Source organism: Microbispora sp. CA-102843, assembly GCF_050936215.1.
Lineage (GTDB): Bacteria > Actinomycetota > Actinomycetes > Streptosporangiales > Streptosporangiaceae > Microbispora.
The window spans coordinates 7050522-7071489 of record NZ_JBNJNF010000001.1 but is presented as its reverse complement, the minus strand read 5'-3'; the positions used below and the strand labels follow the sequence as shown (position 1 = coordinate 7071489).

Sequence of the window (20968 nt, the reverse complement as noted above, 5' to 3'; positions counted from 1 at the left end):
AGGAGGTGGCATGAGTGTTCCCGTGTTCCTGTCGGACGCGGCCGGCCAGGCGGCGGACACGATCGTCCTCGACGGGCCGGAGGGGCGGCACGCCGCCGCCGTACGCCGCCTGCGGCCGGGGGAGCGGATCGACCTGACCGACGGCGCGGGGCGGGTGGCCGAGTGCACGGTCACGGCGGCCGGCAAGGACTCGCTGACCGCCGAGGTGCTGCGCCGGTTCGAGCTCCCGCCGCCCCGGCCGAGGCTGGTGGTCGTCCAGGGCCTGCCCAAGGGCGACCGGGGCGAGCTCGCGGTCGAGATGATGACCGAGGCCGGGGTCGACGTGATCGTGCCCTGGGCCGCCGCCCGTTGCGTCACCCAGTGGAAGGGCGACCGGGCCGCCAAGGCCCTCGCCCGCTGGCGCAGCACGGCCCGCGAGGCGGCCAAGCAGGCCCGGCGCTTCCACCTGCCCGAGGTGACCGAGCAGGCCACGACCGCGGCGGTCGGCTCGCTCGTCTCGGCGGCGGCGCTCGCGGTCGTGCTGCACGAGGAGGCCGCCGAGCCGCTGAGCCGCCTCCCCCTGCCGGAGGAGCCGGGTGACATCGTGATGATCGTCGGCCCGGAGGGCGGCGTCGCCGACGAGGAGATCGCCGCGTTGCGGGCCGCGGGAGCCGTACCGGCCCTGCTGGGGCCGACGGTGCTGCGCACGTCGACGGCGGGCGTGGCCGCGGCGGCCGTCCTGCTGTCCCGCTGCGGCCGCTGGTGAGGGTCAGCCGAGGAAGCTCACCTCGGGGAAGGCGGGACTCGGCCCGTCGAACAGGCGGGTCTTGCGGCCCTTCAGCTGCAGGTCGAGGAACGCGGCCACGTAGGCGCGCTGGGCCGCGATCGAGCGGACCGGGTCGACGGTTCCGACGATCTCGGACGGCGTGCCCAGGCGGTCCGAGATCCGCGGAACCAGCGCCTGCAGGTCGGTGAAGGAGTAGTGCTTCGCGCCGGCGAGCCGCAGGTCGCGCTTCCAGCCCCGGCGCTGCTTCCTGAACGTCACCCAGGAAGGGTCGTCCTGCTCGTCGGCGGCCAGCTGGAGGAACGGGCCGTCGAGGCCGCGCTCGGCCACCTCGCCAAGGAGCGATCCGTCGAGGTTCACGCCCGCCTTGACCCGATGGTCGGCGTACATCAGCCGCGCCGTCGCCGCGCCGCCCATCGAAAAGCCCATGGCCGCCACACGGGTGGTGTACAGCGCCTTGTACAGCCAGGAGGGCAGCCCGGTGTGCCGCGCCGTGATCACGTCGAGGACGAACCGCAGGTCCGCCACCCTGACGTCGAGGGCCTTCATCGCGTCGTCCATGTCGTCCGCCCGCACCCTGGCACGCTCCAGCCGCCCGCCGGGGAACTCCACGGCGGCCGCCTCGTAGGTGTGGTCCACCGTGACGACCACGTAGCCGCGCGAGGCCAGGTCCTCCGCGGGGAGCGTGCCCAGCGGGCGCGGCACCATGTAGCCGGGGGAGTAGAGCACCACCGGGTAGCCGCCGGCCTTCGGCCGCATGGGCGCGTCCAGGCGGGCGTGCGTGCGGGTGGCCGCCCAGTCCACCTGGCCGGGCCGTACGCCGAGGAAGGCGGGCGCCAAAGTGGCGTCGAAGTCGGCGGCGGCCAATGGCGACAGATGAGGGGACACCGGACGCCCCTGCGCGCGGGTGGAGGGGTACCACACGCTCACCATCAGCTCCCGGTAGGGCCGTCCCGTCACCCAGGGGTCGGGACGCGACCGGTCCACCAGGCGTACGGAGACCGTGCCGACCGGCAGCGGTCCCGACGGGGCGGGCAGGGAGAGCCGGATCCCGGAGAACGCCGAAACCGCCGGCGCCGTCACAACCGCGGGTGCCGCGGACGCCGGAACCGCGGCCACCATGGTGAGGGCCAGGGCCGCGCCGAGCGCGCCCGCTCGCTTCCGCCACACTTCAGGCATGTCTCGCCTCTTTCGATCCTGATCGCTGTCAGTTGCGTGATCAGGATTCCAACGACGAGGCGCGACGCCCTCCGGCCGTGTGACGATCTCGCGGTGCGACCGCCGGTGATCGGCCGAGCGCCCGTCATACCCCAGGATGACGGGCCGGCCGGGTCAGGGAGCGGGCGTCTCGGTCGCCGGGCTGGGCGTGGCCGTCTCCGCGGGCGTCGGGCTCGAAGTGGCCGTGGGCGTGGACGTCGCGGGCGGAGCCGTCGAGGGACGGTGCGAGGCCGAGGGCGTCACCGCGGGCGGTTGCGTCACCGACGTCGGCGAGCACGTCGGCGGGAGGGCGCTGTCGGGCTCGATCACCCCGGGCTGGGGGGTGGGCGTGACGCAGGGGTCGGACGGCGACGAAGACGGCCTGGTGGTCGCGCCCACCCTGTGCGTCGGGGACGGGGCGGGCCGTCCGCGGGACGGGCTCGGGGTGAGGGGCACGATCACGACCGGCCGCGAGGGCGCCAGGTTGGGCGGCCGGCTCACCGACGAGGTGTCCGTCCTGTCCTCGCGCTCGTCGCCGGCGTTGGAGATGCCCGTGGACTGCGCCACCTGGTCGCGCAGGTCGGGGACGATCATCACGACCGCGCCCGCCACGAGCACGGCCCCGGCGGCGGCCGCTCCGATGCGCCACCACAGCATGTTCCGCAGGCCGCGCAGACCGCGCTGGTCGATGCGCCCGCGGATGATTTCGAGTCCATCGGGAGACGGCACGACCGAGTCCGCCTCCGCGCGCAGGGCACGGCGGAGCAACTCGCCGTACTCGTCGTCGGGCGGGAAGGTCATGAGAACTGCTCCAGTGCCATCCGTAGTGCGGCCATGCCGCGGGCCGTGTGACTCTTCACCGCGCCCTTGCTGATCCCCATCGCATGTGCGATCTCGGCCTCCGACAGGTCGCCGTAGTATCGCAGCACCAGCGCCTCGCGCTGGCGGGTGGGTAAGCCGCGGAGGGCCTCGATGACGGCCGAGCGCTCCAGCTCACCGATCGCGCCGTTCTCCGCGCTCGGCGCGTCCGGCAGCCCCTTGGGCGCGTACTTCTCGACGACCGCTCGGTGCCGCAGCACGGAACGCGATCGGTTCACGACCGATTGGCGAAGGTAGGCCAGTGCCTTGTCGGTGTCCCTCAGCCTGCGCCAGGCGCCGTGGATGGCGACGAACGCGTCCTGAACGACCTCTTCCGCGCTGGCCACGTCACGCACCAGCAGCACGGCGAGACGCACAAGTGACCGATAGTGAGCGCTGTAGAGCGCCGTCACGGCCATGTCGGCATCCCACCCGACGGGCACCGTCCCCAACGACCTGTCGGCCACGAGGGTCTCGGTGGTCACATCGATAGGACGCTCGTCATCCCCGGGGGGTTTACGTTCTTCCGAATCATGAGGGGGCATGGCCCAGCGGTGTCCTCGCCCGACACTAGGGGGGTTTTCTGGTGCAGTCTCGCACACTCACACTAGCCGGGGGGATCATTGCAGTCATCAACTACCGTCAACGGCTAGGCTTTCGCGCGTGAGCGACTGCCTCTTCTGCAAGGTCGTGGCCAAGGAGGTCCCGGCGGACATCGTCCTGGAGTCCGGGCGGGCGCTGGCCTTCCGCGACATCAACCCGCAGGCCCCCACCCACGTCCTCGTCGTGCCCAAGGCACACCACGAGAACGCCGCCGCGCTGGCGGCGGCCGACGACGGCCTGGCCGACGACCTGCTCAAGGCCTGCCACGCGGTGGCCGTACAGGAGGGCGTGGCCGAGACCGGTTACCGGGTCGTGTTCAACACAGGGCCGGGGGCCGGGCAGACGGTCTTCCACGTCCACGCGCACGTTCTCGGTGGCCGAGGCCTCACCTGGCCCCCCGGCTGAGCGGCTAGCATGAGAGGGAACTAGGGAGGCGATCAGGGCCGCAAGGGCCGCCCATGTCCGAGTCACAGCACATCCACAAGACCCAGGCCAAGGTAGTCATCCCCGAGGGGCAGCCGATGGTCAGCCTCCTCGGGTCGGGTGACGAGCTGCTGCGGGTCATCGAGGGCGCCTTCAGCGCCGACATACACGTGCGGGGCAACGAGATCACGATCACCGGCAGTCCCGAGGAGAGCGGCGTCGTCGTGCGCCTCTTCGAGGAGCTGGTGGAGCTGGTCGGCTCGGGTGCCGAGTTGTCCCCCGACGCCGTAGAGCGCAGCATCCACATGCTGCGACAGGCCACCGACCGTCCGGCCGAGGTCCTGTCCCTGGACATCCTGTCCGCGCGGGGCCGCACCATCCGCCCGAAGACGGTCAACCAGAAGCGGTACGTCGACGCGATCGACAGGCACACCATCGTCTTCGGCATCGGCCCCGCCGGCACCGGCAAGACGTACCTGGCGATGGCGAAGGCCGTGAAGGCCCTGCAGAACAAGCGGGTCAACCGGATCATTCTCACCCGCCCCGCCGTCGAGGCGGGGGAGCGGCTCGGCTTCCTGCCGGGCACGCTCTACGAGAAGATCGACCCGTACCTGCGACCGCTGTACGACGCGCTGCACGACATGCTCGACCCCGAATCGATCCCCCGCCTGATGTCGGCAGGGACGATCGAGGTCGCGCCGCTCGCCTACATGCGCGGCCGGACGCTCAACGACGCCTTCATCATCCTGGACGAGGCGCAGAACACCTCGCCCGAGCAGATGAAGATGTTCCTGACCCGGCTCGGGTTCAACTCGAAGATCGTGGTCACCGGCGACGTGACCCAGATCGACCTGCCCGGCGGCCAGGACAGCGGCCTGAAGGTCGTCCAGCACATCCTCGAGGGCATCGAGGACATCCATTTCAGCAGGCTGACCAGCGCCGACGTCGTGCGGCACAAGCTGGTGAGCGACATCGTCGACGCCTACGGCCGTTACGACGCCGCGATGGCGTCGGAGCCGCGCTCGATCAACAAGCGACCGCGGAACAACCGGCGGTGAGTACGACCATGACGGGTGAGGAGACCCCGTGAGCATCGAGGTGGCCAACGAGTCCGGCGTCGAGGTCGACGAGTCGGCGCTGGTCGAGCTGGCCGGGCACGTCCTCGGCCGGATGGGGATCAACCCGCTGGCCGAGCTGTCGATCCTGGTGATCGACGAGGCGGCGATGGCCGAGCTGCACGAGCAGTGGATGGGGGAGCCGGGCCCGACCGACGTGCTGGCCTTCCCCATGGACGAGCTGCGGCCCAACGTCGGCGGCCGGGACGAGGACGCGTCCCCCGACCCGGCGCTGCTCGGCGACGTGGTGCTGTGCCCCCCGGTGGCGGCCAAGCAGGCCGCCGAGGCCGGGCACAGCGCGCAGGACGAGCTGGAGCTGCTGTGCACGCACGGCATTCTGCACCTGCTCGGCTACGACCACGCCGAACCCGAGGAGCACGCCGAGATGTTCGGGCTGCAGGACGAACTGCTCGGTGCCTGGCGGGAGGTGCGGCGTAAGCCGTGAGCAACGGCTGGCTGATCTCCGCCATCTTCCTGATCGTGGCCGGCGGCCTGCTGGCGAGCGCGGAGACGGCGCTGACCCGCATCTCCAGGGTGCGCGCGGAGGAGTTCGTCAAGGAGGGCCGGCGCGGCGCGGTGCGGCTGCAGGCGATCGTCGCCGACCCGCCGCGCTACCTCAACCTGGTGCTCCTGCTGCGCCTGAGCTGTGAGCTCGTCGCCACGGTGATCACGACGCTGCTGTTCATCGACTGGCTCGGCGACCGCGGGCAGGCGTACGCCCTGGCGGCCGTGGTGATGATCCTGGTGAGCTACGTCATCGTCGGGGTCATGCCGCGTACGCTCGGCCGCCAGCACGCCGAGCCGGTGGCGCTGGCGAGCGCGCCCATCGTGTACGGCCTGACCCGGATCTTCGGCCCGCTGCCCGAGCTGCTGATCCTGCTGGGCAACGCGCTCACCCCGGGCAAGGGCTTCCGCGAGGGCCCGTTCACCTCGGAGGCCGAGCTGCGCGACCTCGTCGACCTGGCCGAGCAGCGCAGGGTCATCGAGCCCGACGAGCGGGAGATGATCCACTCGGTCTTCGAGCTCGGCGACACGCTGGTGCGCGAGGTCATGGTGCCGCGCACCGACATGGTCTTCATCGAGCGCGGCAAGACGCTGAGCCAGGCGCTCTCGCTGGCCCTGCGCAGCGGGTTCTCCCGCATCCCGGTGGTGGGGGAGAACGAGGACGACGTGGTGGGCATCGCCTACCTCAAGGACATCGTCCGCCGCATCCAGGACACCGGCGACGGCGGCGTGCGGATGGACGAGCTTATGCGCCCCGCGACGTACGTGCCGGAGAGCAAGCCGATCGACGAGCTGCTGCGCGAGATGCAGGCGCGCCAGATCCACCTCGCCATCGTCATCGACGAGTACGGCGGCACCGCGGGCCTGGTCACCATCGAGGACGTCATCGAGGAGATCGTCGGCGAGATCGCCGACGAGTACGACCAGGAGGCCCCGCGGGTCGAATGGCTGGACGACGGGGCGGTGCGGGTGACCGCGCGGCTCCCGGTCGACGAGCTCGGCGAGCTGTTCGACGCCGAGATCGAGGTCGAGGACGTCGACACGGTCGGCGGTCTGCTGGCGCACTCCCTGGGCCGGGTGCCGATCGCGGGCTCTGAGGCGGTGGTCGGCGGCCTGCGCCTGACGGCGGAGAACCTGGCGGGACGCCGCAACCGGATCAGCACGGTCGTCGTGCGCCGCGAGGAGCCCGCGACGGGCGACGAGGTCGTGGCCGCCGGCGCCGACCACGAGTGACCCCCCGGCGTCCTGCAAGCGTCTTTCAACCGATCTGCAAGCGCGCCCGGCCACTGTTGTCCCAGGCGCTCAGAAGGGGTTCGGGGCGCCTCGTTGGGGAGTCCGGCGCGCCGGGAGGGGGTTCGCGGCGCACCGGAGCCTCCCATGGGGGATCCGTAATCGGTGCGGGGCTCTCACCCGGCTCGGGTGGGAGCCTCGTATTGATTACGCAATGTGATTACCCGCTCGCGGTCCGGGGAAGGAAAACCTCCGGCAAAGCGGGGAGGCGGGTATGCGCATCGTCCACGCGGCCGTCGCGGGCTGCCTGGTCCTGGCCACCGGTGCCTGCGGCACGGGCGGGGTCACGTACGCCGCCGTCCGGGCCCCCGGCAAGGCGGCGGACGCGAGCCGTCCGCGGACGATGCTCGGCAGGATGGACGGGCTTCCCGAGGAGTTCTTCAGCCACGCGCGGGCGCCCTGGCGTCCGCCGTTCCGTCCCCGCGCCCGCGCGTGCCGCCTGCTGTTCGACGCGGCCGCGGGCAGGCCCCCGCGTGAGGGGCTCAGCGGCACGGCCGCCGCCACCTACCAGGGCGCGCACGCGGGCGAGCTCGCCGGGGTCGGCGTCGCCGTCTACGACGGCGGCGAGGCGGCGGGGCATCTCGCCGCGCTCCGCGACGCCCTCTCCCACTGCGCGACGGCCGACGGCGGCACGCCGTACGACCGCCTGGCGGCCGCTCGGACGCCGCTGCCCGGCATCGGCGGGGCCGACGCGGCGGGACGGGCCCTGTCCGGGCGGGTCGGCGGCTACCCCTACCGGATGCACGTGGTCGTCGCCCGCTCAGGCAACACGCTGATCGCGCTCGTGCACGCGGGCCTCACCCCGCCCGACCCGGCCCGCACCGCCGAACTGACACGGCTGCTCGTCCGCGAGGTCGGTACGCTTGACGCGTGACACAGACGCTGGACCCCGAGGACAACAAGATCATCACGCTGGCCAGGTCGGCGCGTGCGCGCGGCGGCACCCCCGAGGGCGCCGCGGTGCGCGACGAGACCGGCCGGACGTACGCCGCGACCACGGTGGCGCTGCCCTCGCTCCGGCTCTCGGCCCTCCAGGCGGCCGTGGCCACGGCCGTGTCCAGCGGGGCGAAGTCCCTGGAGGCGGCGGCGATCGTCACCGAGTCCGACGACCCGGCGGAGCATGACCTGGCCGTCGTCGAGGACATGGGCAACGGCACGCTGTTCCTGGCCGCCCCCGACGGTTCCCTGAAGGGCCGGTACATCTGACGTGGACGCCGAATCGAGCGGTTTCCGTGCGGGCTTCGCCTGCTTCGTCGGCAGGCCCAACGTCGGCAAGTCGACTCTGATGAACTCCCTGGTCGGCACCAAGGTGGCGATCACCTCGTCCAAGCCGCAGACCACGCGGCGGGCTATCCGCGGCATCGTCCACCGGCCGGACGCCCAGCTGGTGATCGTGGACACCCCCGGATTCCACCGTCCCCGCACGCTCCTGGGGGAGCGGCTGGACAGCCTGGTGCTGTCCACGCTCACCGAGGTCGACGTCATCGGGTTCTGCGTCCCGGCCAACGAGCCGATCGGCAAGGGCGACCGGTTCATCGTCGACAAGCTCGCCGCCGTCAAGAAGACCCCGGTGGTGGCGGTCGTCACCAAGTGCGACCTGGCCACCCGCGAGCAGGTCGCGCACCAGCTTCTCGCGGTGTCGGCGCTGGCCGAGTTCGCGGAGATCGTCCCGGTGTCCGCGCAGGGCGGCGAGCAGCTCGACGTCCTCGCCGACGTGCTCATCAAGCGGCTGCCGGAGTCGCCCCCGCTGTACGCCGGCGGGGAGCTGACCGACGAGCCGGAGCAGGTGCTGGTCGCCGAGCTGATCCGGGAGGCCGCGCTGGAGGGCGTGCGCGACGAGCTGCCCCACTCGATCGCGGTGGTCGTGGAGGAGATGCACCCCCGGGAGGGCCGCGACGACCTCCTCGACGTGTACGCCCACATGTTCGTCGAGCGCCCCTCGCAGAAGGCGATCGTGATCGGCCCGGGCGGCACGAGGCTCAAGGACGTGGGCACCCGCGCCCGGCAGCAGATCGAGGCGTTGCTCGGCTCCCGGGTCTACCTCGACCTGCGGGTGAAGGTCGCCAAGGAGTGGCAGCGCGACCCCAAGCAGCTGCGGCGTCTCGGCTTCTACGACTGACGGCCGTCACCGGCGGCGCAGCAGCGCGGCGGCGGCCAGGACGGCCAGCGCGACCGAGGCCAGCAGGCCGGCGAACCAGCCGTACTGGATCGTCGGGTGCACCCGCAGCAGCCCGGAGACCTGGAAGTCGAGCCGGCCCACCAGGTCGCTCGGGTCGGCGAGGAACATGGCCAGCGCGAAGGCGGCCACCGCGCCGGGCAGGATCGCCAGCCCGGTGAACAGCCAGCTTCGCGTCGCGCCGAGCACGCCGAGCAGCATCGCCGTGATCCCGGCGCCCAGCACGAACCAGCCGGGGCCCGCGTCCACGCCGCGCACCGCGTGGGTGAGGGACGCGTCGAGGATGCCGAACTCGGCGGTGAGGCCCGCCCACGGGAGCAGCGCGGTCACGGCCAGCGCGAACCCCGCGACGAACACGCCGGCGGCCCGCAGGACGCCCGCCACGCTGGTGCCTCGCCTCGGTCTGCCGGGATGCTGCGTGGGTTCCGACACGATCACCAGGCTACGGCGCGCGGCGGCCGGTTTCAGCCCTTGAAGTCGTCGCTTGACGGGTGTCGGGCGCCGAGGCGGCCCGTTCGGCGGCCGGTGGCGAGACGGCCGCGGCCTCCTCACCCCGCCGCAGCCGCTCCCTGAGCTGGACCGCGTCCGCGCCGAGCGCGCAGACCTGCACGCCGGGCCCGGCCAGCGGCAGCGCCGCCCAGCCGTCCCCCAGCACGGCCCGCCGCTCGCGCTTGACGTCCGGCACGGCGGGCGGGGCCCAGGCGGGTCCCGCGAGGAGGGTCGAGCCGACGCACCGGGCGTCTCCGTAGACGGCCGGGCTGCCGTCCACCGCGTCCTCGCCCACCAGGAGGTCCTGGCGGAGCAGGGGCCGTCCGGCCACGGTCGCGTCGAACCGCGCGTGGCCGCGTCCCGGCCGTTCGCCGTGCCGTCCGAAGACGATCTCCTCACGCCAGAAGACCGTGGCGTCCTCGGCGAGCGAGAGCCGTACGACGAGGCGGTGGGCGCATCCGGCGGCGAGGACGGTCGGCTCGGGGGAGAAGTGCAGGGTGGCGCCCGCGCCGACCCGCGCCCGCACGACCATGGCCGAGGGGGTGTCCGCGAGACCGGGCAGCACCAGCGTGGCGGACACCGAGCGGACCTCCAGCGAGGTGCCGGGGGCGACGTCCACGCCGAGTTCGAGGTGGTCCCCGCGCAGCGGGCCGGCGCCGGTCGAGACCAGGTGGACCCGCCGCGGACCCGTCTGCCGCAGTGTCAGCGGCGGGTCGGACCGCAGCGTCTCCAGCCGGGTCCGGCCTCCGCTCGCGGCCTCCGTCCTGATCAGCGCACGCGCGGTGACGGTCGTCATGCCGGTCAGGACTCCGGGGCCTGCCGGACGGCGCTCTGAACGGCGTGGTGGTGCGGCTCGCCGTGCTCGCGCTGCCAGGCGTCGACCATGTGCGTCACCCACTCCGCCACGGTGTGAGCGCCTTTGTCCTCCCTGATCGACGTGAACAGCACCGGCTTGCCGTCCCGTACGGCCGCCGCGTCGCGGGACATCACGGTCAGGTCGGCGCCGACCATCGGCGCGAGGTCGGTCTTGTTGACCACGAGCAGGTCGGCCGAGGTCACCCCCGGCCCGCCCTTGCGCGGCACCTTGTCGCCGCCCGACACGTCGAGCACGAAGATCTGCCGGTCGGCCAGGCCCCGGCTGAACGTGGCGGTGAGGTTGTCGCCGCCGCTCTCGACGATCACGAGGTCGAGCGGCCCGAACCGCTCCTCCAGCGTCTCGACGGCGTCCAGGTTGGCCGCGATGTCGTCCCTGATGGCGGTGTGCGGGCAGCAGCCGGTCTGCACGGCGAGGATCCGCTCGGGGTCGACGACCCCCGCGCGGCGCAGGAAGTCGGCGTCCTCGGTGGTGTAGATGTCGTTGGTCACGACCCCGAGCCGCAGGGACGGCCCGAGACTGCGGCACAGCGCCGCCACCAGGGCGGTCTTGCCGCTGCCGACCGGCCCGCCGATGCCGAGGCGGAGCGCCCGCCCGTGTGGCTCGGCCGCGTCGTGGAGGTCGTCGTGGTGAGCGCCCATGTGGATACCTGCTCTTTCTCGTGCGATGGCCGGTGCGGCGACGTCAGGAGACGAAAAGCTTCATCGGGTTGGCCAGGTGTCCCTCCGCCAGGAGGTCGAGCGCGGGCGCGCCGTGCCCCGGCAGCGCGTGCCATCGCGCCTGCCACGCCGCGTGCCGCTCAGAGCGCCGCCCAGAGTGCCGTCCGTCCTCGTCCGCCGGGAGCGCGTCGTCGAGGGACGCGCAGGCGGCGTGGGCCGTGCCGTCGAGCGCGGGGGCGAGGCCGGCGAGCAGGCGGTGGACGGCGACCGGGTCGAGGCCGAGGAGCCGTACGGCCGCCGTGGCCGGGCCGGTGACCGAGGTGTAGGCGGCGGCCAGCGCGGCCTGGCGGGGCGCGCAGCCCGCCGAGGCCGCCGCCGCGCCGAGGGCGATGGGATGGTGCGGGCCCTCCGGCACGGCCCGCGCGAGCGTGTCCAGGGCGGGCGAGGGCCACATCCGGCGGGCCGTGCGCAGCAGGAGCCGCCCCTGCGTGCGGGCGGCCTCCCGCTGGGCGGGCGAGGCGGTCCTGGCGTCGGCCTCGGCGTCCAGCCGCCGCCACAGCCAGATGCCGTCCGCGGCGGTCGCGGAGGCGGTTTCGGAGGCGGCCAGCTCGCACGCGGCGGCGGCGAGGGCGGCGGTGACGAGGCCGGCGGTGGCGAGCCTGCCGCGCAGGAACCGCCCCAGGTCGCCGGTGCCGGTGACCGTGCCCCGCCGTACGGCCTCCTCCACGCCGCCCGAGTGGGCGTGCCCGCCCGCCGGCAGTCGCGAGTCGGCCAGCAGCAGCAGCGCCGCGTCCCCTTCCATGCCCGCGTCCCCTCCCATGCCGGTGTTCATGTCAGAACGTGTTCATGTCAGAAGAGGAAGTAGCGCTGCGCCATCGGCAGCGACTCGGCCGGGGCGGGCTCGATCAGCTCGCCGTCCACGTGCACGGCGAAGGTGTCGGGGTCCACCCGGATGTCCGGCAGGGCGTCGTTGAGCGGCATCGCGTCCTTGCGCCGGGCCCGTACGTCGGCCACGGGGACCAGTCGCCTGCCGACGGCCAGGCGGTCGGCCAGGCCGTCCTCCAGCGCGAGCGGTGCGACGAAGTGCAGCGAGGTCGCGGCTGCCGTGGCCGGGGCCGCGCCGAACATCGGGCGGGGGAGCACGGGCTGCGGCGTCGGGATCGACGCGTTCGCGTCGCCCATCTGCGCGTAGGCGATGACGCCGCCCTTGACGACGAGGTCCGGCTTGACCCCGAAGAAGGCCGGGCTCCACAGGACGAGGTCGGCCAGCTTGCCGGCCTCCACCGAGCCGATCTCCGCGTCCAGGCCATGCGCGATCGCCGGGTTGATCGTGTATTTGGCGACGTAGCGGCGGGCGCGGAGGTTGTCGGCCGGGCCGTCGCCCGGCAGCGCGCCGCGGCGCCGCTTCATCACGTGCGCCGTCTGCCACGTACGGATGATCGTCTCGCCCACCCGGCCCATGGCCTGGGAGTCCGAGCCGATCATCGAGATCGCGCCCATGTCGTGCAGGACGTCCTCGGCCGCCATCGTCGTCGGCCGGATCCGCGACTCGGCGAACGCCAGGTCCTCCGGGATGGAGGGGTTGAGGTGGTGGCACACCATGAGCATGTCCAGGTGCTCGTGGTGGGTGTTGACGGTGTGCGGCCGGGTCGGGTTCGTCGACGACGGCAGTACGTTGGCGTGGGAGGCCACCGTGATGATGTCCGGAGCGTGGCCGCCTCCGGCGCCCTCGGTGTGGTAGGCGTGGATCGTCCGGCCCGCGACGGCCCGCAGGGTCGACTCCACGAACCCCGCCTCGTTCAGCGTGTCGGTGTGGACGGCGACCTGCACGCCGGTGGCGTCGCAGACCCGCAGGCACGCGTCGATGGCGGCGGGAGTGGTGCCCCAGTCCTCGTGCAGCTTGAAGCCCGACGCCCCGGCCCTGAGCTGTTCGAGCAACCCCTCCTCGCTGACCGTGTTGCCCTTGCCGAGCAGGGCCACGTTGACCGGATAGGCGTCCAGCGACTCCAGCATCCGGCCGAGATACCAGGTCCCGGTCACGGTGGTGGCCTTCGTGCCCTCGGCGGGGCCCGTGCCGCCGCCGACGACCGTGGTGACGCCCGAGGCGAGCGCCTCGTCGAGGATCTGCGGGCAGATCAGATGGACGTGGGAGTCGACGGCGCCCGCCGTGACGATCTTGCCGTTGGCCCCGACGATCTCGGTGGACGGCCCGATGACGAGGTCCGGGTGGACGCCGTCCATGGTGTCGGGGTTGCCGGCCTTGCCGATGGCGGCGATGCGGCCGTCGCGCACGCCGATGTCGGCCTTGACCACGCCCCAGTGGTCGAGGATCACCGCGCCGGTGATGACGAGGTCGGCCGCGCCCTCCGCCCTCGTGGTGCGCGCCTGCCCCATCGACTCGCGGATGACCTTGCCGCCGCCGAACACGGCCTCGTCGCCCGCCCCGGCGGGCCCCATCGACAGGTCCTCGGTCACCTCGACGTACAGGTCGGTGTCGGCCAGGCGCACCCGGTCGCCGGTGGTCGGGCCGTACAGCGCGGTGTAGCGGGAGCGTTCGACGCTAGACATCGGTCCTCCCGTCGAGAGGCCCGGCCCACTCGGGACGAAGGCCCGGTACGACGCGGTAGCCGGCGATCGGGACCAGCGTGACGTCGCGCTCCACCCCGGGCTCGAACCTGACCGCGGTGCCCGCGGGGATGTCGAGGCGGGTGCCCCAGGCCGCCTCCCTGTCGAACTCCAGGCCGGGGTTGGCGGCGGCGAAGTGGTAGTGCGACCCGACCTGCACCGGCCGGTCGGCCGTGTTGACGACTCTCAGGGTGATCCGCTCCCTGCCGGGGTTCAGCGGCACGTCGCCGTCGCCGCACAGGATCTCGCCCGGCGCGCCCTTGAAGCCCGACGCGCCGTGCTGGCCGGTTCGCTCGCTTCGCTCGCCGTGCTGGCCGGTTCGCTCGCTTCGCTCGTTCATGCGATCGGGTTGTGGACGGTGACGAGCTTGGTGCCGTCGGGGAAGGTGGCCTCGATCTGGACGGACTCCAGCATCTCGGGCACGCCCTCCATGACGTCCTCGCGCCGCAGGACCTTGCGGCCGGCGTCCATCAGGTCGGCGACGCTGCGGCCGTCGCGGGCGCCTTCCAGGAGGAAGGACGCGATGAGGGCGGTCGCCTCCGGATGGTTGAGGCGAAGGCCGCGCTCCTTGCGCTCGCGGGCCACGCCCGCGGCGACGTGGATGAGGAGCCGTTCCTGTTCGTGTGGAGTGAGCCGCATGGCGGGACGATAAGTACCCGCCGTTTCCCCCGCGTTACCCGCTGATTTCGTACGCGTATCCGGACGGCGGTGAGCCCTCGCTAATGAGTTGTTAACGGGCGGGATTTCGGCGGGAAATACCGCGCGCTCACCTTGACGGCAGACGGATCGGCGCGGGGACCGCAGCGGCAAGGGAGAGGCATTTGCGTAACTCATTATGGCGCACCGGAGCGATGTTCACGCTCGCGGCGGTGACGCTCGCGGCCTGTGCCGGACAATCGCCCACAAATGACACAGCAGCCTCGTCTGGCGGCTCTGACCCCATCAAGGTGGGCATTCTTCACTCGCTCAGCGGCACGATGGCCATCAGCGAGGTCACGGTCAGGGACGCGGAGCTGCTGGCGATCGACGAGATCAACGCGGCGGGCGGCGTGCTGGGCAAGAAGCTGGAGCCCGTCGTGGAGGACGGCGCGTCCGACTGGCCGACCTTCGCGGAGAAGGCCACCAAGCTCATCGCGCAGGACAAGGTCGCCACCGTCTTCGGCGGCTGGACGTCGGCAAGCCGCAAGGCGATGCTCCCCGTCTTCGAAAAGCGCAAGGCGCTGCTGTGGTATCCGGTCCAGTACGAGGGGCTGGAAAGCTCGCCGTACATCTTCTACACGGGTGCGACGACGAACCAGCAGATCGTCCCCGGGCTCGACTATCTGAAGGAGAAGGGCAAGAAGAAGCTGTTCCTCGTGGGCAGCGACTACGTCTTCCCGAGGACCGCGAACAAAATCATCAAGGCGTACGCCGCGGCGAACGGGATGGAGATCCTCGGCGAGGAGTACACCCCGCTCGGGCACACCGAATACAGCACGCTCGTCAACAAGATCGTCGAGGCGAAGCCGGACGCGGTCTTCAACACCCTGAACGGCGACAGCAACGTCGCGTTCTTCAAGCAGCTCAAGAGCACCGGGATCAGCGCCGACGAGATGCCGGTCATGTCGGTGTCGGTGGCCGAGGAGGAGGTCAGGGGCATCGGGGTCGACAACGTCGCCGGGCACCTCGTGGCCTGGAACTACTACCAGACGACCGACACCCCGGCGAACGAGAGGTTCGTCGCCGCGTTCAAGGCGAAGTACGGCGCCGACAAGGTGACCTCCGACCCGATGGAGGCCGGATACAACGCCGTCCACCTGTGGGCCGAGGCCGTCAAGAAGGCAGGCACCACCGACGTGGAGGCCGTCAAGAAGGCCGCCGGCGGTGTGTCCCTCGACCGGCCCGAGGGCAGGGTCACCATCGACGGCGACAACCAGCACGTCTACAAGACCGCGCGCATCGGGGTCGTCCAGCCGGACGGACAGATCAAGGAGGTCTGGAACTCCGGCGAGCCGATCAAGCCGGATCCCTACCTCAAGACGTACTCCTGGGCCGGCGGCCTGGTCTGACGGGCCGACATGGAGGGAGTGCTCAACCAGCTGCCGATCGGGCTGTCGATCGGAGCGGTCCTGCTGCTGATCGCCCTCGGCCTGACGTTCACGTTCGGGCAGATGGGCGTGATCAACATGGCCCACGGCGAGTTCATCATGGCGGGGGCCTACACGGCCTACCTGCTCCAGGGCGTGGGCTTCCTGGTCGCCCTCCCGGCCGCGTTCGCGGTCGCCGGGCTCATGGGCCTGGTCCTGGAGCGCACGCTGATCCGGCGCTTCTACGGCCGCCCGCTCGACACGCTGCTGCTCACCTGGGGCGTCAGCCTGATGCTCCAGCAACTGGCCCGTGACCTGTTCGGAGCGCCCAACGTCCAGGTCGCCTCGCCCGCCTGGCTGCGCGGCGGCGTCGGGATCCTGCCGTACAACCGGCTGTTCATCATGGCGCTCGCCGTGCTGTCGGTGCTCGCGATCTGGGCGTACATGAACAGGACCGGGCAGGGGCGGCGCATGCGGGCGGTGATGCAGAACAGGAGGCTCGCGGCCACCAGCGGCATCGACACCGGACGCGTCGACCAGCGGACGTTCTTCATCGGCTCCGGCCTCGCCGGGGTCGCGGGGGTGGCGCTCACGCTGATCGGGCCGGTCGGCCCGGCACTCGGGACCTACTACATCGTGGACGCGTTCCTCGTGGTCGTCGCGGGCGGCCTGGGACAGCTTCGCGGCGCCGTGCTGGCCGCGGCCGGCCTCGGCCTGCTCAACTCCTACGCCGAGTTCTGGAGCGACGCCAGCCTCGCCAAGGTGGTGGTCTTCGTGGCGATCATCGGCTTCCTGCAGGTCCGGCCGCAGGGGCTGTTCTTCGTCCGGTCGCGGACGCTGACATGACGGCCCCGGAGAAGTCCGTACGCCGGTGGCGGGGCCGGGCGGCCTTCGCGGCGATGTTCTCGGCCGTGGCGGTGCTCGCCCTGGTGGCGGCGCCGCTGCTGCTGGAGCCGTTCCGCCTCGGCCTGCTGGCCAAGTATCTCTGCTACGCGATCGTGGCGCTGGGCATCGGCCTCGCCTGGGGACAGGGCGGGATGCTCACGCTCGGGCAGGGGGTGTTCTTCGGCCTCGGCGGCTACGCGATGGGCATGTATCTCAAGCTCAACGACGCCGCCGGGGACCTGCCCGACTTCATGGTCTGGAGCGGGGTGGAGAAGCTGCCGGCGCTGTGGAAGCCGTTCGGCAACCCGGTCTTCGCGCTGGCCATGGTCGTCGTGCTGCCGGTCGCGGTCGCGCTGCTGCTCGGCACGCTGGTGTTCCGCCAGCGCGTGCGCGGGGCGTACTTCGCGATCCTCACCCAGGCGCTGGCGGCGGCGCTGGTGATCCTGCTGGTCGGGCAGCAGGGGCTGACCGGCGGCACGAACGGCCTGACCAACTTCTTCGACTTCTTCGGGCGCGACGTGGCGGCCGACGAGACCCAGCGCGGCCTCTACCTGCTGGTCGCGGCCGTGCTCGGGACGCTCTACCTGGGCGCAAGGCACCTCGTCCGCAGCCGGTTCGGGCGGCTGCTGCTGGCGGTCAGGGACGGCGAGGACCGAGTCCGCTTCCTCGGCTACGACCCGGCCACCGTGAAGACGCTGACCTTCGCCGTCTCCGCGGGCATGGCCGGCATCGCGGGGGCGCTGTTCGTGCCGGTGGTCGGCATCATCTCGCCGGCCCTGCTCGGCGTCGTCCCCTCGCTCGAACTCGTCGTCGCGGTGGCGGTCGGCGGCCGGTTCGCGCCGGCCGGCGCGGTGCTGGGCGCGGTCGTCATGGGATACGCGCGGACCTACTTCAGCGAGGAGCTTCCGGACGCCTGGCTCTACCTGCAGGGCGCCCTGTTCGTGCTCGTCATGACGCTGGCGCCCAAGGGCATCGCGGGCCTGGCCGCCAACCTCGTACGGAGAAGGGAGGTGGAGGCGTGACCGAGGCGCTGTTGGAGACCGCGTTACTGGAGATTCGGAGTCTGGAGGTCGCCTTCGGCGGCTTCCGGGCGCTCGACGGCGTGGACCTGACCATCGGCAGGGGCGAGCTGCGCTTCCTGATCGGGCCGAACGGCGCGGGCAAGACCACCCTCATCGACGTGATCACGGGCCTGACCAGGCCCACCGGAGGCTCGGTGCGGTTCGAGGGACACGACCTCGTGGGCCGCAGGGAGCACGAGATCGTCCGGCTCGGCGTGGGCCGCACCTTCCAGACCTCGGTGGTCTTCGAGGAGCTCACCGTGCTGGAGAACCTGGATCTGGCCGCGTCTTTCCGCCGCCCACTGTGGTCGCTGCTGCGCCGCAGGCGCGGGGTGTCGGAGGAGGTCGCGGCGGCGCTGGAGACGACCGGCCTGGCCGGGCTTGCGGGCGGCAAAGCCGGGGCGCTGTCCCACGGGCAGCGGCAGTGGCTGGAGATCGGCATGCTGATCGTCCAGCGGCCCCGGCTGCTGCTGCTCGACGAGCCGGTCGCCGGCATGTCCTCCAGCGAGCGCGAGCGCACCGGCGAACTGCTCACCGAGGTCGCCCGCGACCACACCGTGGTCGTGGTCGAGCACGACATGGACTTCCTGCGCCGCTACGCCTCCCAGGTCACCGTGCTGCACGAGGGCAGGGTGCTGACGGAGGGCTCGGTGGAGCAGGTGCGCGCCGACCCGCGCGTACAGGAGATCTACCTGGGACGGGCGCGGGAAGGGGCCGAGGATGCTGTCCGTTGAGGGACTGGAGTCGGGGTACGGCCGGGCCCGGGTGCTCTTCGGCGTCTCACTGGAGGTGCCCGCCGGCCGCCTCGTCTGCGTGATGGGCCGCAACGGGGTCGGCAAGACGACCCTGCTCGACACCGTCATGGGCGTGCTCCCGGCGACCGGCGGGAGGGTGACGTTCGAGGGCAGGGACGTCACCCGGCTGCGCCCGGACCAGCGCGTACGGCTCGGCATGGGCTACGTGCCGCAGGGACACGACACGTTCCCCCAGCTCAGTGTCATGGACAACCTCCTGGTCACGCTCGAGGCGTCCGCGCACCGGGACCGGGCGGCGCTGGAGGAGGCCCTGGAGGTCTTCCCCCGGCTCAAGCCGCTGCTCAAACGGCCGGCGGGCTTCCTGTCCGGCGGCCAGCAACAGCAGCTCGCGATGGCCCGGGCCCTGGTCACCCGGCCGAAGCTGCTGATCCTGGACGAGCCGACCGAGGGCATCCAGCCGTCGATCATCCTGGAGATCGAGGAGGCCGTCGAACGCCTGCACGCGACCGGTCTCGCGATCCTGCTGGTGGAGCAGTACCTGGACCTCGCGCTGCGGCTGGCCGACGGGTTCGTGATCCTCGACGCCGGGCGGGTGGTCAGGTCCGGCCCCGCACGGGAGCTCCAGGACGAGGAGGTTCACCGCTTGCTGTCCGTCTGACCACGGCGTTTACGCTGGAGGGGAGGAAGCGATCGCACGTGTGAACGCCTTCGGCCGCGTCGGAGGCTCCGCGCCGCCCGGGCGGTGGGGGCCGTCCGCACCCGGCACTGCGCACGGCCGACCGCTTCCTCCCGTCCCCGGCGCCACCGCCCCGAGCCGGGGCAGGATGGGGGGATGGGTGAGGAACGGATCGACCGGACGGGGCGGTCCGGCGCCGAACTGCTGGCCGCGGCCCGCTCGGGTGACGGCGACGCCTTCGGGCGCCTGGTCGGGCCGTTGCGGGACGAGTTGCGCGCGCACTGCTACCGGATGCTGGGATCGGTGCACGACGCGGAGGACGTCGTCCAGGACACGTTGGACCGGGCGTGGCGTGCCCTGCCGCGGTTCAAGGACCCCGGATTCGAGAACCCTGGATTCGAGAACCCTGGATTCGAGAACCCTGGATTCGAGAACCCCGGATTCGAGAACCCTGGATCTGAGAACCCTGAATCTGGGAACCGCGGCTCCGTGCGGCCCTGGCTGTTCGCGATCGCGACGAACAGGTCGCTGACGCTCATCGAGCGGCGCGGGCGGCGCGAGCTGCCCGCCGACCTGAGCCCGGGAGGCGTGCCGGCGGCCGAGGCGGCGTGGGTCGAGCCGTTCCCCGACCGGCTGATGAGCTGGACGGCGGAGCTGGGTCCGGAGGCCCGCGTCGTGGCGCGGGAGAGCGTGGAGCTGGCCTTCGTCGCCGCGTTGCAGCACCTGCCTGCGCGGCAGCGGGCCGTGCTGCTGCTGCGCGACGTCCTCGGCTACGGCGCCGGCGAGGTCGCCGGCCTGCTGGAGACGACCGTCGCCGCGGTCAACAGCGCGCTGCAGCGGGCCCGCGGCACGCTCGGCCGCCTGGCCCCGCCGACCACCCAGCAGCGGACCCTCGGCCTGCTCGGCGAACCGGCGTGGCGGGAGACGGCCCGGCGCTACGCCGCCGCGTGGGAGGCCGCGGATGTGGACGCCATCGTGGCGATGCTGACCCACGACGCGAAGTACTCGATGCCGCCGCTGACGGCCTGGTATCACGGGCACGACGGCATCCGCGGCTTCCTGCTGGAGACCGCGCGGAACCGGCGCTGGCGCTTCCTGCCGGCGCGGGTGAACGGGCAGGTCGCGTTCGGCACGTACCTCTGGGACGACGCCCGCGGCGTCTACGCCGCCGCCGGCCTGGACCTGCTCGCGCTGCGCGGACCGCTGATCGCCGAGGTGGTCTCGTTCCTGGACGCCCACCTGCCGGCCTTCGGCCTGCCGGCGGAACTGATACCCGCCGAGGCGACGGCAGAGCGATGAGTTCGGCGGTCGGCGCGGGTTGTAGGTGCTGACAGGAGACATCAGCACGCCAACCCGGAAGGACCGAGCGACCGATGACCGACGACCACGAGCGGATCCGCGACCTGATCGAGCGCTGGGCCGAGGCGGTCCACCGCGGCGACATCGACGGGGTGGTCGCCGACCACGCCGACGACATCGTGATGTTCGACGTGCCGCCGCCGTACGAGGGCGTGCGCGGCCTGGACGACTACCGCGAGACGTGGCCGCCCTTCTTCGCCTGGCAGGCGCAGGGCGCCTGCTTCGAGATCGAGTCGCTGGACGTGACCGCGGGGGAGGACGTCGCGTTCGCCCATGCCCTGTTGCGCTGCGGCAGCCCGGAAGAGCTCGCGGCGAACCCGCGGACGCGCCTGCGGTTGACGCTCGGCCTGCGCAGGCAGGACGGCCGATGGGTGGTCGCCCACGAGCACCACTCGTTCCCGTACGCCGAGCCGGACGCCGGCTCCGGAGCGGCCGAGGAGGAGGTGCGTGAACTGCACCGCCGGTGGTTCGCCGGCACCGCCGCCAAGGACCTGGACGGCCTCATGGCCGGCATCGCCGGCGACGTCGTCTCCTACGAGCACGACGAACCGCTGCAGCACCGCGGCGCCGAGGCGGTGCGCGAGGTCTGA

Annotated in this window: 26 protein-coding genes and 1 pseudogene; 16 read left to right on the top strand and 11 right to left on the bottom strand. The window is 72.2% G+C overall.

Annotated features, from left to right (window positions below):
• Positions 1 to 10 precede the first annotated feature (10 nt).
• The gene (locus ACQEVJ_RS32785; protein WP_433107814.1) at positions 11 to 745 is read left to right on the top strand and encodes a 16S rRNA (uracil(1498)-N(3))-methyltransferase; all 735 of its coding nucleotides are present in this window, start codon (positions 11 to 13) and stop codon (positions 743 to 745) included.
• A gap of 3 nt (positions 746 to 748) precedes the next feature.
• Here ACQEVJ_RS32785 and ACQEVJ_RS32780 read toward each other — a convergent pair whose 3' ends face one another.
• The 3 genes from ACQEVJ_RS32780 to ACQEVJ_RS32770 form a co-directional block, all read right to left on the bottom strand.
• Positions 749 to 1942, bottom strand: a complete 1194-nt coding sequence (locus ACQEVJ_RS32780; RefSeq protein ID WP_433107812.1) for an alpha/beta hydrolase family protein — start codon at positions 1940 to 1942, stop codon at positions 749 to 751.
• A gap of 153 nt (positions 1943 to 2095) precedes the next feature.
• Complete coding sequence (locus ACQEVJ_RS32775; protein ID WP_433107810.1) at positions 2096 to 2761, bottom strand: hypothetical protein; 666 nt, start codon at positions 2759 to 2761, stop codon at positions 2096 to 2098.
• Positions 2758 to 3237 (bottom strand): SigE family RNA polymerase sigma factor, encoded by a 480-nt coding sequence (locus tag ACQEVJ_RS32770; RefSeq protein WP_169945498.1) that lies wholly within the window; start codon positions 3235 to 3237, stop codon positions 2758 to 2760. The genes ACQEVJ_RS32775 and ACQEVJ_RS32770 overlap by 4 nt, the downstream gene beginning before the upstream one ends.
• Before the next feature lie 244 nt (positions 3238 to 3481).
• On the opposite strand from ACQEVJ_RS32770, the gene ACQEVJ_RS32765 reads away from it, so the two are divergent.
• The 7 genes from ACQEVJ_RS32765 to era all read left to right on the top strand — a co-directional run bounded on the left by ACQEVJ_RS32765 (position 3482) and on the right by era (position 8872).
• Positions 3482 to 3826, top strand: a complete 345-nt coding sequence (locus ACQEVJ_RS32765) for a histidine triad nucleotide-binding protein (RefSeq protein WP_433107808.1) — start codon at positions 3482 to 3484, stop codon at positions 3824 to 3826.
• Positions 3827 to 3879: 53 nt separating this feature from the next.
• Positions 3880 to 4902, top strand: coding sequence for a PhoH family protein (locus tag ACQEVJ_RS32760; protein WP_433107806.1), 1023 nt, complete (start codon positions 3880 to 3882; stop codon positions 4900 to 4902).
• 28 nt (positions 4903 to 4930) lie between these two features.
• Positions 4931 to 5404, top strand: coding sequence for an rRNA maturation RNase YbeY (ybeY, locus tag ACQEVJ_RS32755; protein ID WP_433107804.1), 474 nt, complete (start codon positions 4931 to 4933; stop codon positions 5402 to 5404).
• Complete coding sequence (locus tag ACQEVJ_RS32750; RefSeq protein WP_433107802.1) at positions 5401 to 6696, top strand: hemolysin family protein; 1296 nt, start codon at positions 5401 to 5403, stop codon at positions 6694 to 6696. The genes ybeY and ACQEVJ_RS32750 overlap by 4 nt, the downstream gene beginning before the upstream one ends.
• A 271-nt stretch (positions 6697 to 6967) precedes the next feature.
• Positions 6968 to 7627: a hypothetical protein gene (locus ACQEVJ_RS32745; protein ID WP_433107800.1), complete on the top strand. Its 660-nt coding sequence runs from the start codon at positions 6968 to 6970 to the stop codon at positions 7625 to 7627.
• Positions 7624 to 7959: a cytidine deaminase gene (locus ACQEVJ_RS32740; protein WP_433107798.1), complete on the top strand. Its 336-nt coding sequence runs from the start codon at positions 7624 to 7626 to the stop codon at positions 7957 to 7959. Before ACQEVJ_RS32745 ends, ACQEVJ_RS32740 begins: the two co-directional genes overlap by 4 nt.
• A 1-nt stretch (position 7960) precedes the next feature.
• Positions 7961 to 8872 carry a GTPase Era gene (era, locus tag ACQEVJ_RS32735; RefSeq protein ID WP_433107796.1) on the top strand — a complete coding sequence of 304 codons (912 nt, stop codon included), beginning with the start codon at positions 7961 to 7963 and terminating at the stop codon, positions 8870 to 8872.
• Positions 8873 to 8878: 6 nt separating this feature from the next.
• On the opposite strand, the gene ACQEVJ_RS32730 is transcribed toward era, so the two are convergent.
• From ACQEVJ_RS32730 to ACQEVJ_RS32700, 7 genes are read right to left on the bottom strand one after another with little or no spacing between them, the layout of a single operon-like run.
• A complete protein-coding gene (locus ACQEVJ_RS32730; RefSeq protein ID WP_433107794.1) occupies positions 8879 to 9361 on the bottom strand; it encodes a hypothetical protein in 483 nt (160 codons plus the stop codon).
• A gap of 10 nt (positions 9362 to 9371) precedes the next feature.
• Positions 9372 to 10214, bottom strand: a complete 843-nt coding sequence (locus ACQEVJ_RS32725) for an urease accessory protein UreD (RefSeq protein WP_433107792.1) — start codon at positions 10212 to 10214, stop codon at positions 9372 to 9374.
• A 5-nt stretch (positions 10215 to 10219) separates the two neighbouring features.
• Positions 10220 to 10933: an urease accessory protein UreG gene (ureG, locus tag ACQEVJ_RS32720; RefSeq protein ID WP_433107790.1), complete on the bottom strand. Its 714-nt coding sequence runs from the start codon at positions 10931 to 10933 to the stop codon at positions 10220 to 10222.
• A gap of 43 nt (positions 10934 to 10976) precedes the next feature.
• Entirely contained in the window at positions 10977 to 11783 is an 807-nt protein-coding gene (locus tag ACQEVJ_RS32715) for an urease accessory protein UreF (RefSeq protein WP_433107788.1), read from the bottom strand.
• Between the two features lie 17 nt (positions 11784 to 11800).
• A complete protein-coding gene (locus tag ACQEVJ_RS32710; protein WP_433107786.1) occupies positions 11801 to 13519 on the bottom strand; it encodes an urease subunit alpha in 1719 nt (572 codons plus the stop codon).
• Positions 13512 to 13916 carry an urease subunit beta gene (locus ACQEVJ_RS32705; protein ID WP_433107784.1) on the bottom strand — a complete coding sequence of 135 codons (405 nt, stop codon included), beginning with the start codon at positions 13914 to 13916 and terminating at the stop codon, positions 13512 to 13514. Before ACQEVJ_RS32705 ends, ACQEVJ_RS32710 begins: the two co-directional genes overlap by 8 nt.
• Positions 13913 to 14215 carry an urease subunit gamma gene (locus ACQEVJ_RS32700; protein ID WP_030506285.1) on the bottom strand — a complete coding sequence of 101 codons (303 nt, stop codon included), beginning with the start codon at positions 14213 to 14215 and terminating at the stop codon, positions 13913 to 13915. The genes ACQEVJ_RS32705 and ACQEVJ_RS32700 overlap by 4 nt, the downstream gene beginning before the upstream one ends.
• 308 nt (positions 14216 to 14523) lie before the next feature.
• On the opposite strand from ACQEVJ_RS32700, the gene urtA reads away from it, so the two are divergent.
• From urtA to ACQEVJ_RS32670, 6 genes and pseudogenes are all read left to right on the top strand, one after another.
• A complete protein-coding gene (gene urtA, locus ACQEVJ_RS32695; RefSeq protein WP_433107781.1) occupies positions 14524 to 15624 on the top strand; it encodes an urea ABC transporter substrate-binding protein in 1101 nt (366 codons plus the stop codon).
• Between the two features lie 9 nt (positions 15625 to 15633).
• Positions 15634 to 16488 (top strand): urea ABC transporter permease subunit UrtB, encoded by an 855-nt coding sequence (gene urtB / locus ACQEVJ_RS32690; protein ID WP_433107779.1) that lies wholly within the window; start codon positions 15634 to 15636, stop codon positions 16486 to 16488.
• Entirely contained in the window at positions 16485 to 17549 is a 1065-nt protein-coding gene (gene urtC, locus ACQEVJ_RS32685) for an urea ABC transporter permease subunit UrtC (RefSeq protein WP_433107777.1), read from the top strand. Before urtB ends, urtC begins: the two co-directional genes overlap by 4 nt.
• Positions 17546 to 18322 carry an urea ABC transporter ATP-binding protein UrtD gene (gene urtD / locus ACQEVJ_RS32680; protein ID WP_433107775.1) on the top strand — a complete coding sequence of 259 codons (777 nt, stop codon included), beginning with the start codon at positions 17546 to 17548 and terminating at the stop codon, positions 18320 to 18322. Before urtC ends, urtD begins: the two co-directional genes overlap by 4 nt.
• Entirely contained in the window at positions 18309 to 19001 is a 693-nt protein-coding gene (urtE, locus tag ACQEVJ_RS32675; RefSeq protein ID WP_079312194.1) for an urea ABC transporter ATP-binding subunit UrtE, read from the top strand. Before urtD ends, urtE begins: the two co-directional genes overlap by 14 nt.
• 174 nt (positions 19002 to 19175) lie before the next feature.
• A pseudogene (locus ACQEVJ_RS32670) lies at positions 19176 to 19388 on the top strand (sigma factor); the annotation flags it as partial.
• Here ACQEVJ_RS32670 and ACQEVJ_RS32665 read toward each other — a convergent pair.
• Complete coding sequence (locus tag ACQEVJ_RS32665; RefSeq protein WP_433113104.1) at positions 19304 to 19558, bottom strand: hypothetical protein; 255 nt, start codon at positions 19556 to 19558, stop codon at positions 19304 to 19306. The pseudogene ACQEVJ_RS32670 and the gene ACQEVJ_RS32665 overlap by 85 nt on opposite strands.
• Here ACQEVJ_RS32665 and ACQEVJ_RS32660 point away from each other — a divergent pair.
• Both ACQEVJ_RS32660 and ACQEVJ_RS32655 read left to right on the top strand, forming a co-directional pair.
• On the top strand, positions 19509 to 20318 hold the full coding sequence (locus tag ACQEVJ_RS32660) for an RNA polymerase subunit sigma-70 (RefSeq protein WP_433113101.1): 810 nt from the start codon (positions 19509 to 19511) through the stop codon (positions 20316 to 20318). The genes ACQEVJ_RS32665 and ACQEVJ_RS32660 overlap by 50 nt on opposite strands.
• Positions 20319 to 20392: 74 nt before the next feature.
• On the top strand, positions 20393 to 20968 hold the full coding sequence (locus ACQEVJ_RS32655) for an SgcJ/EcaC family oxidoreductase (protein ID WP_433107772.1): 576 nt from the start codon (positions 20393 to 20395) through the stop codon (positions 20966 to 20968).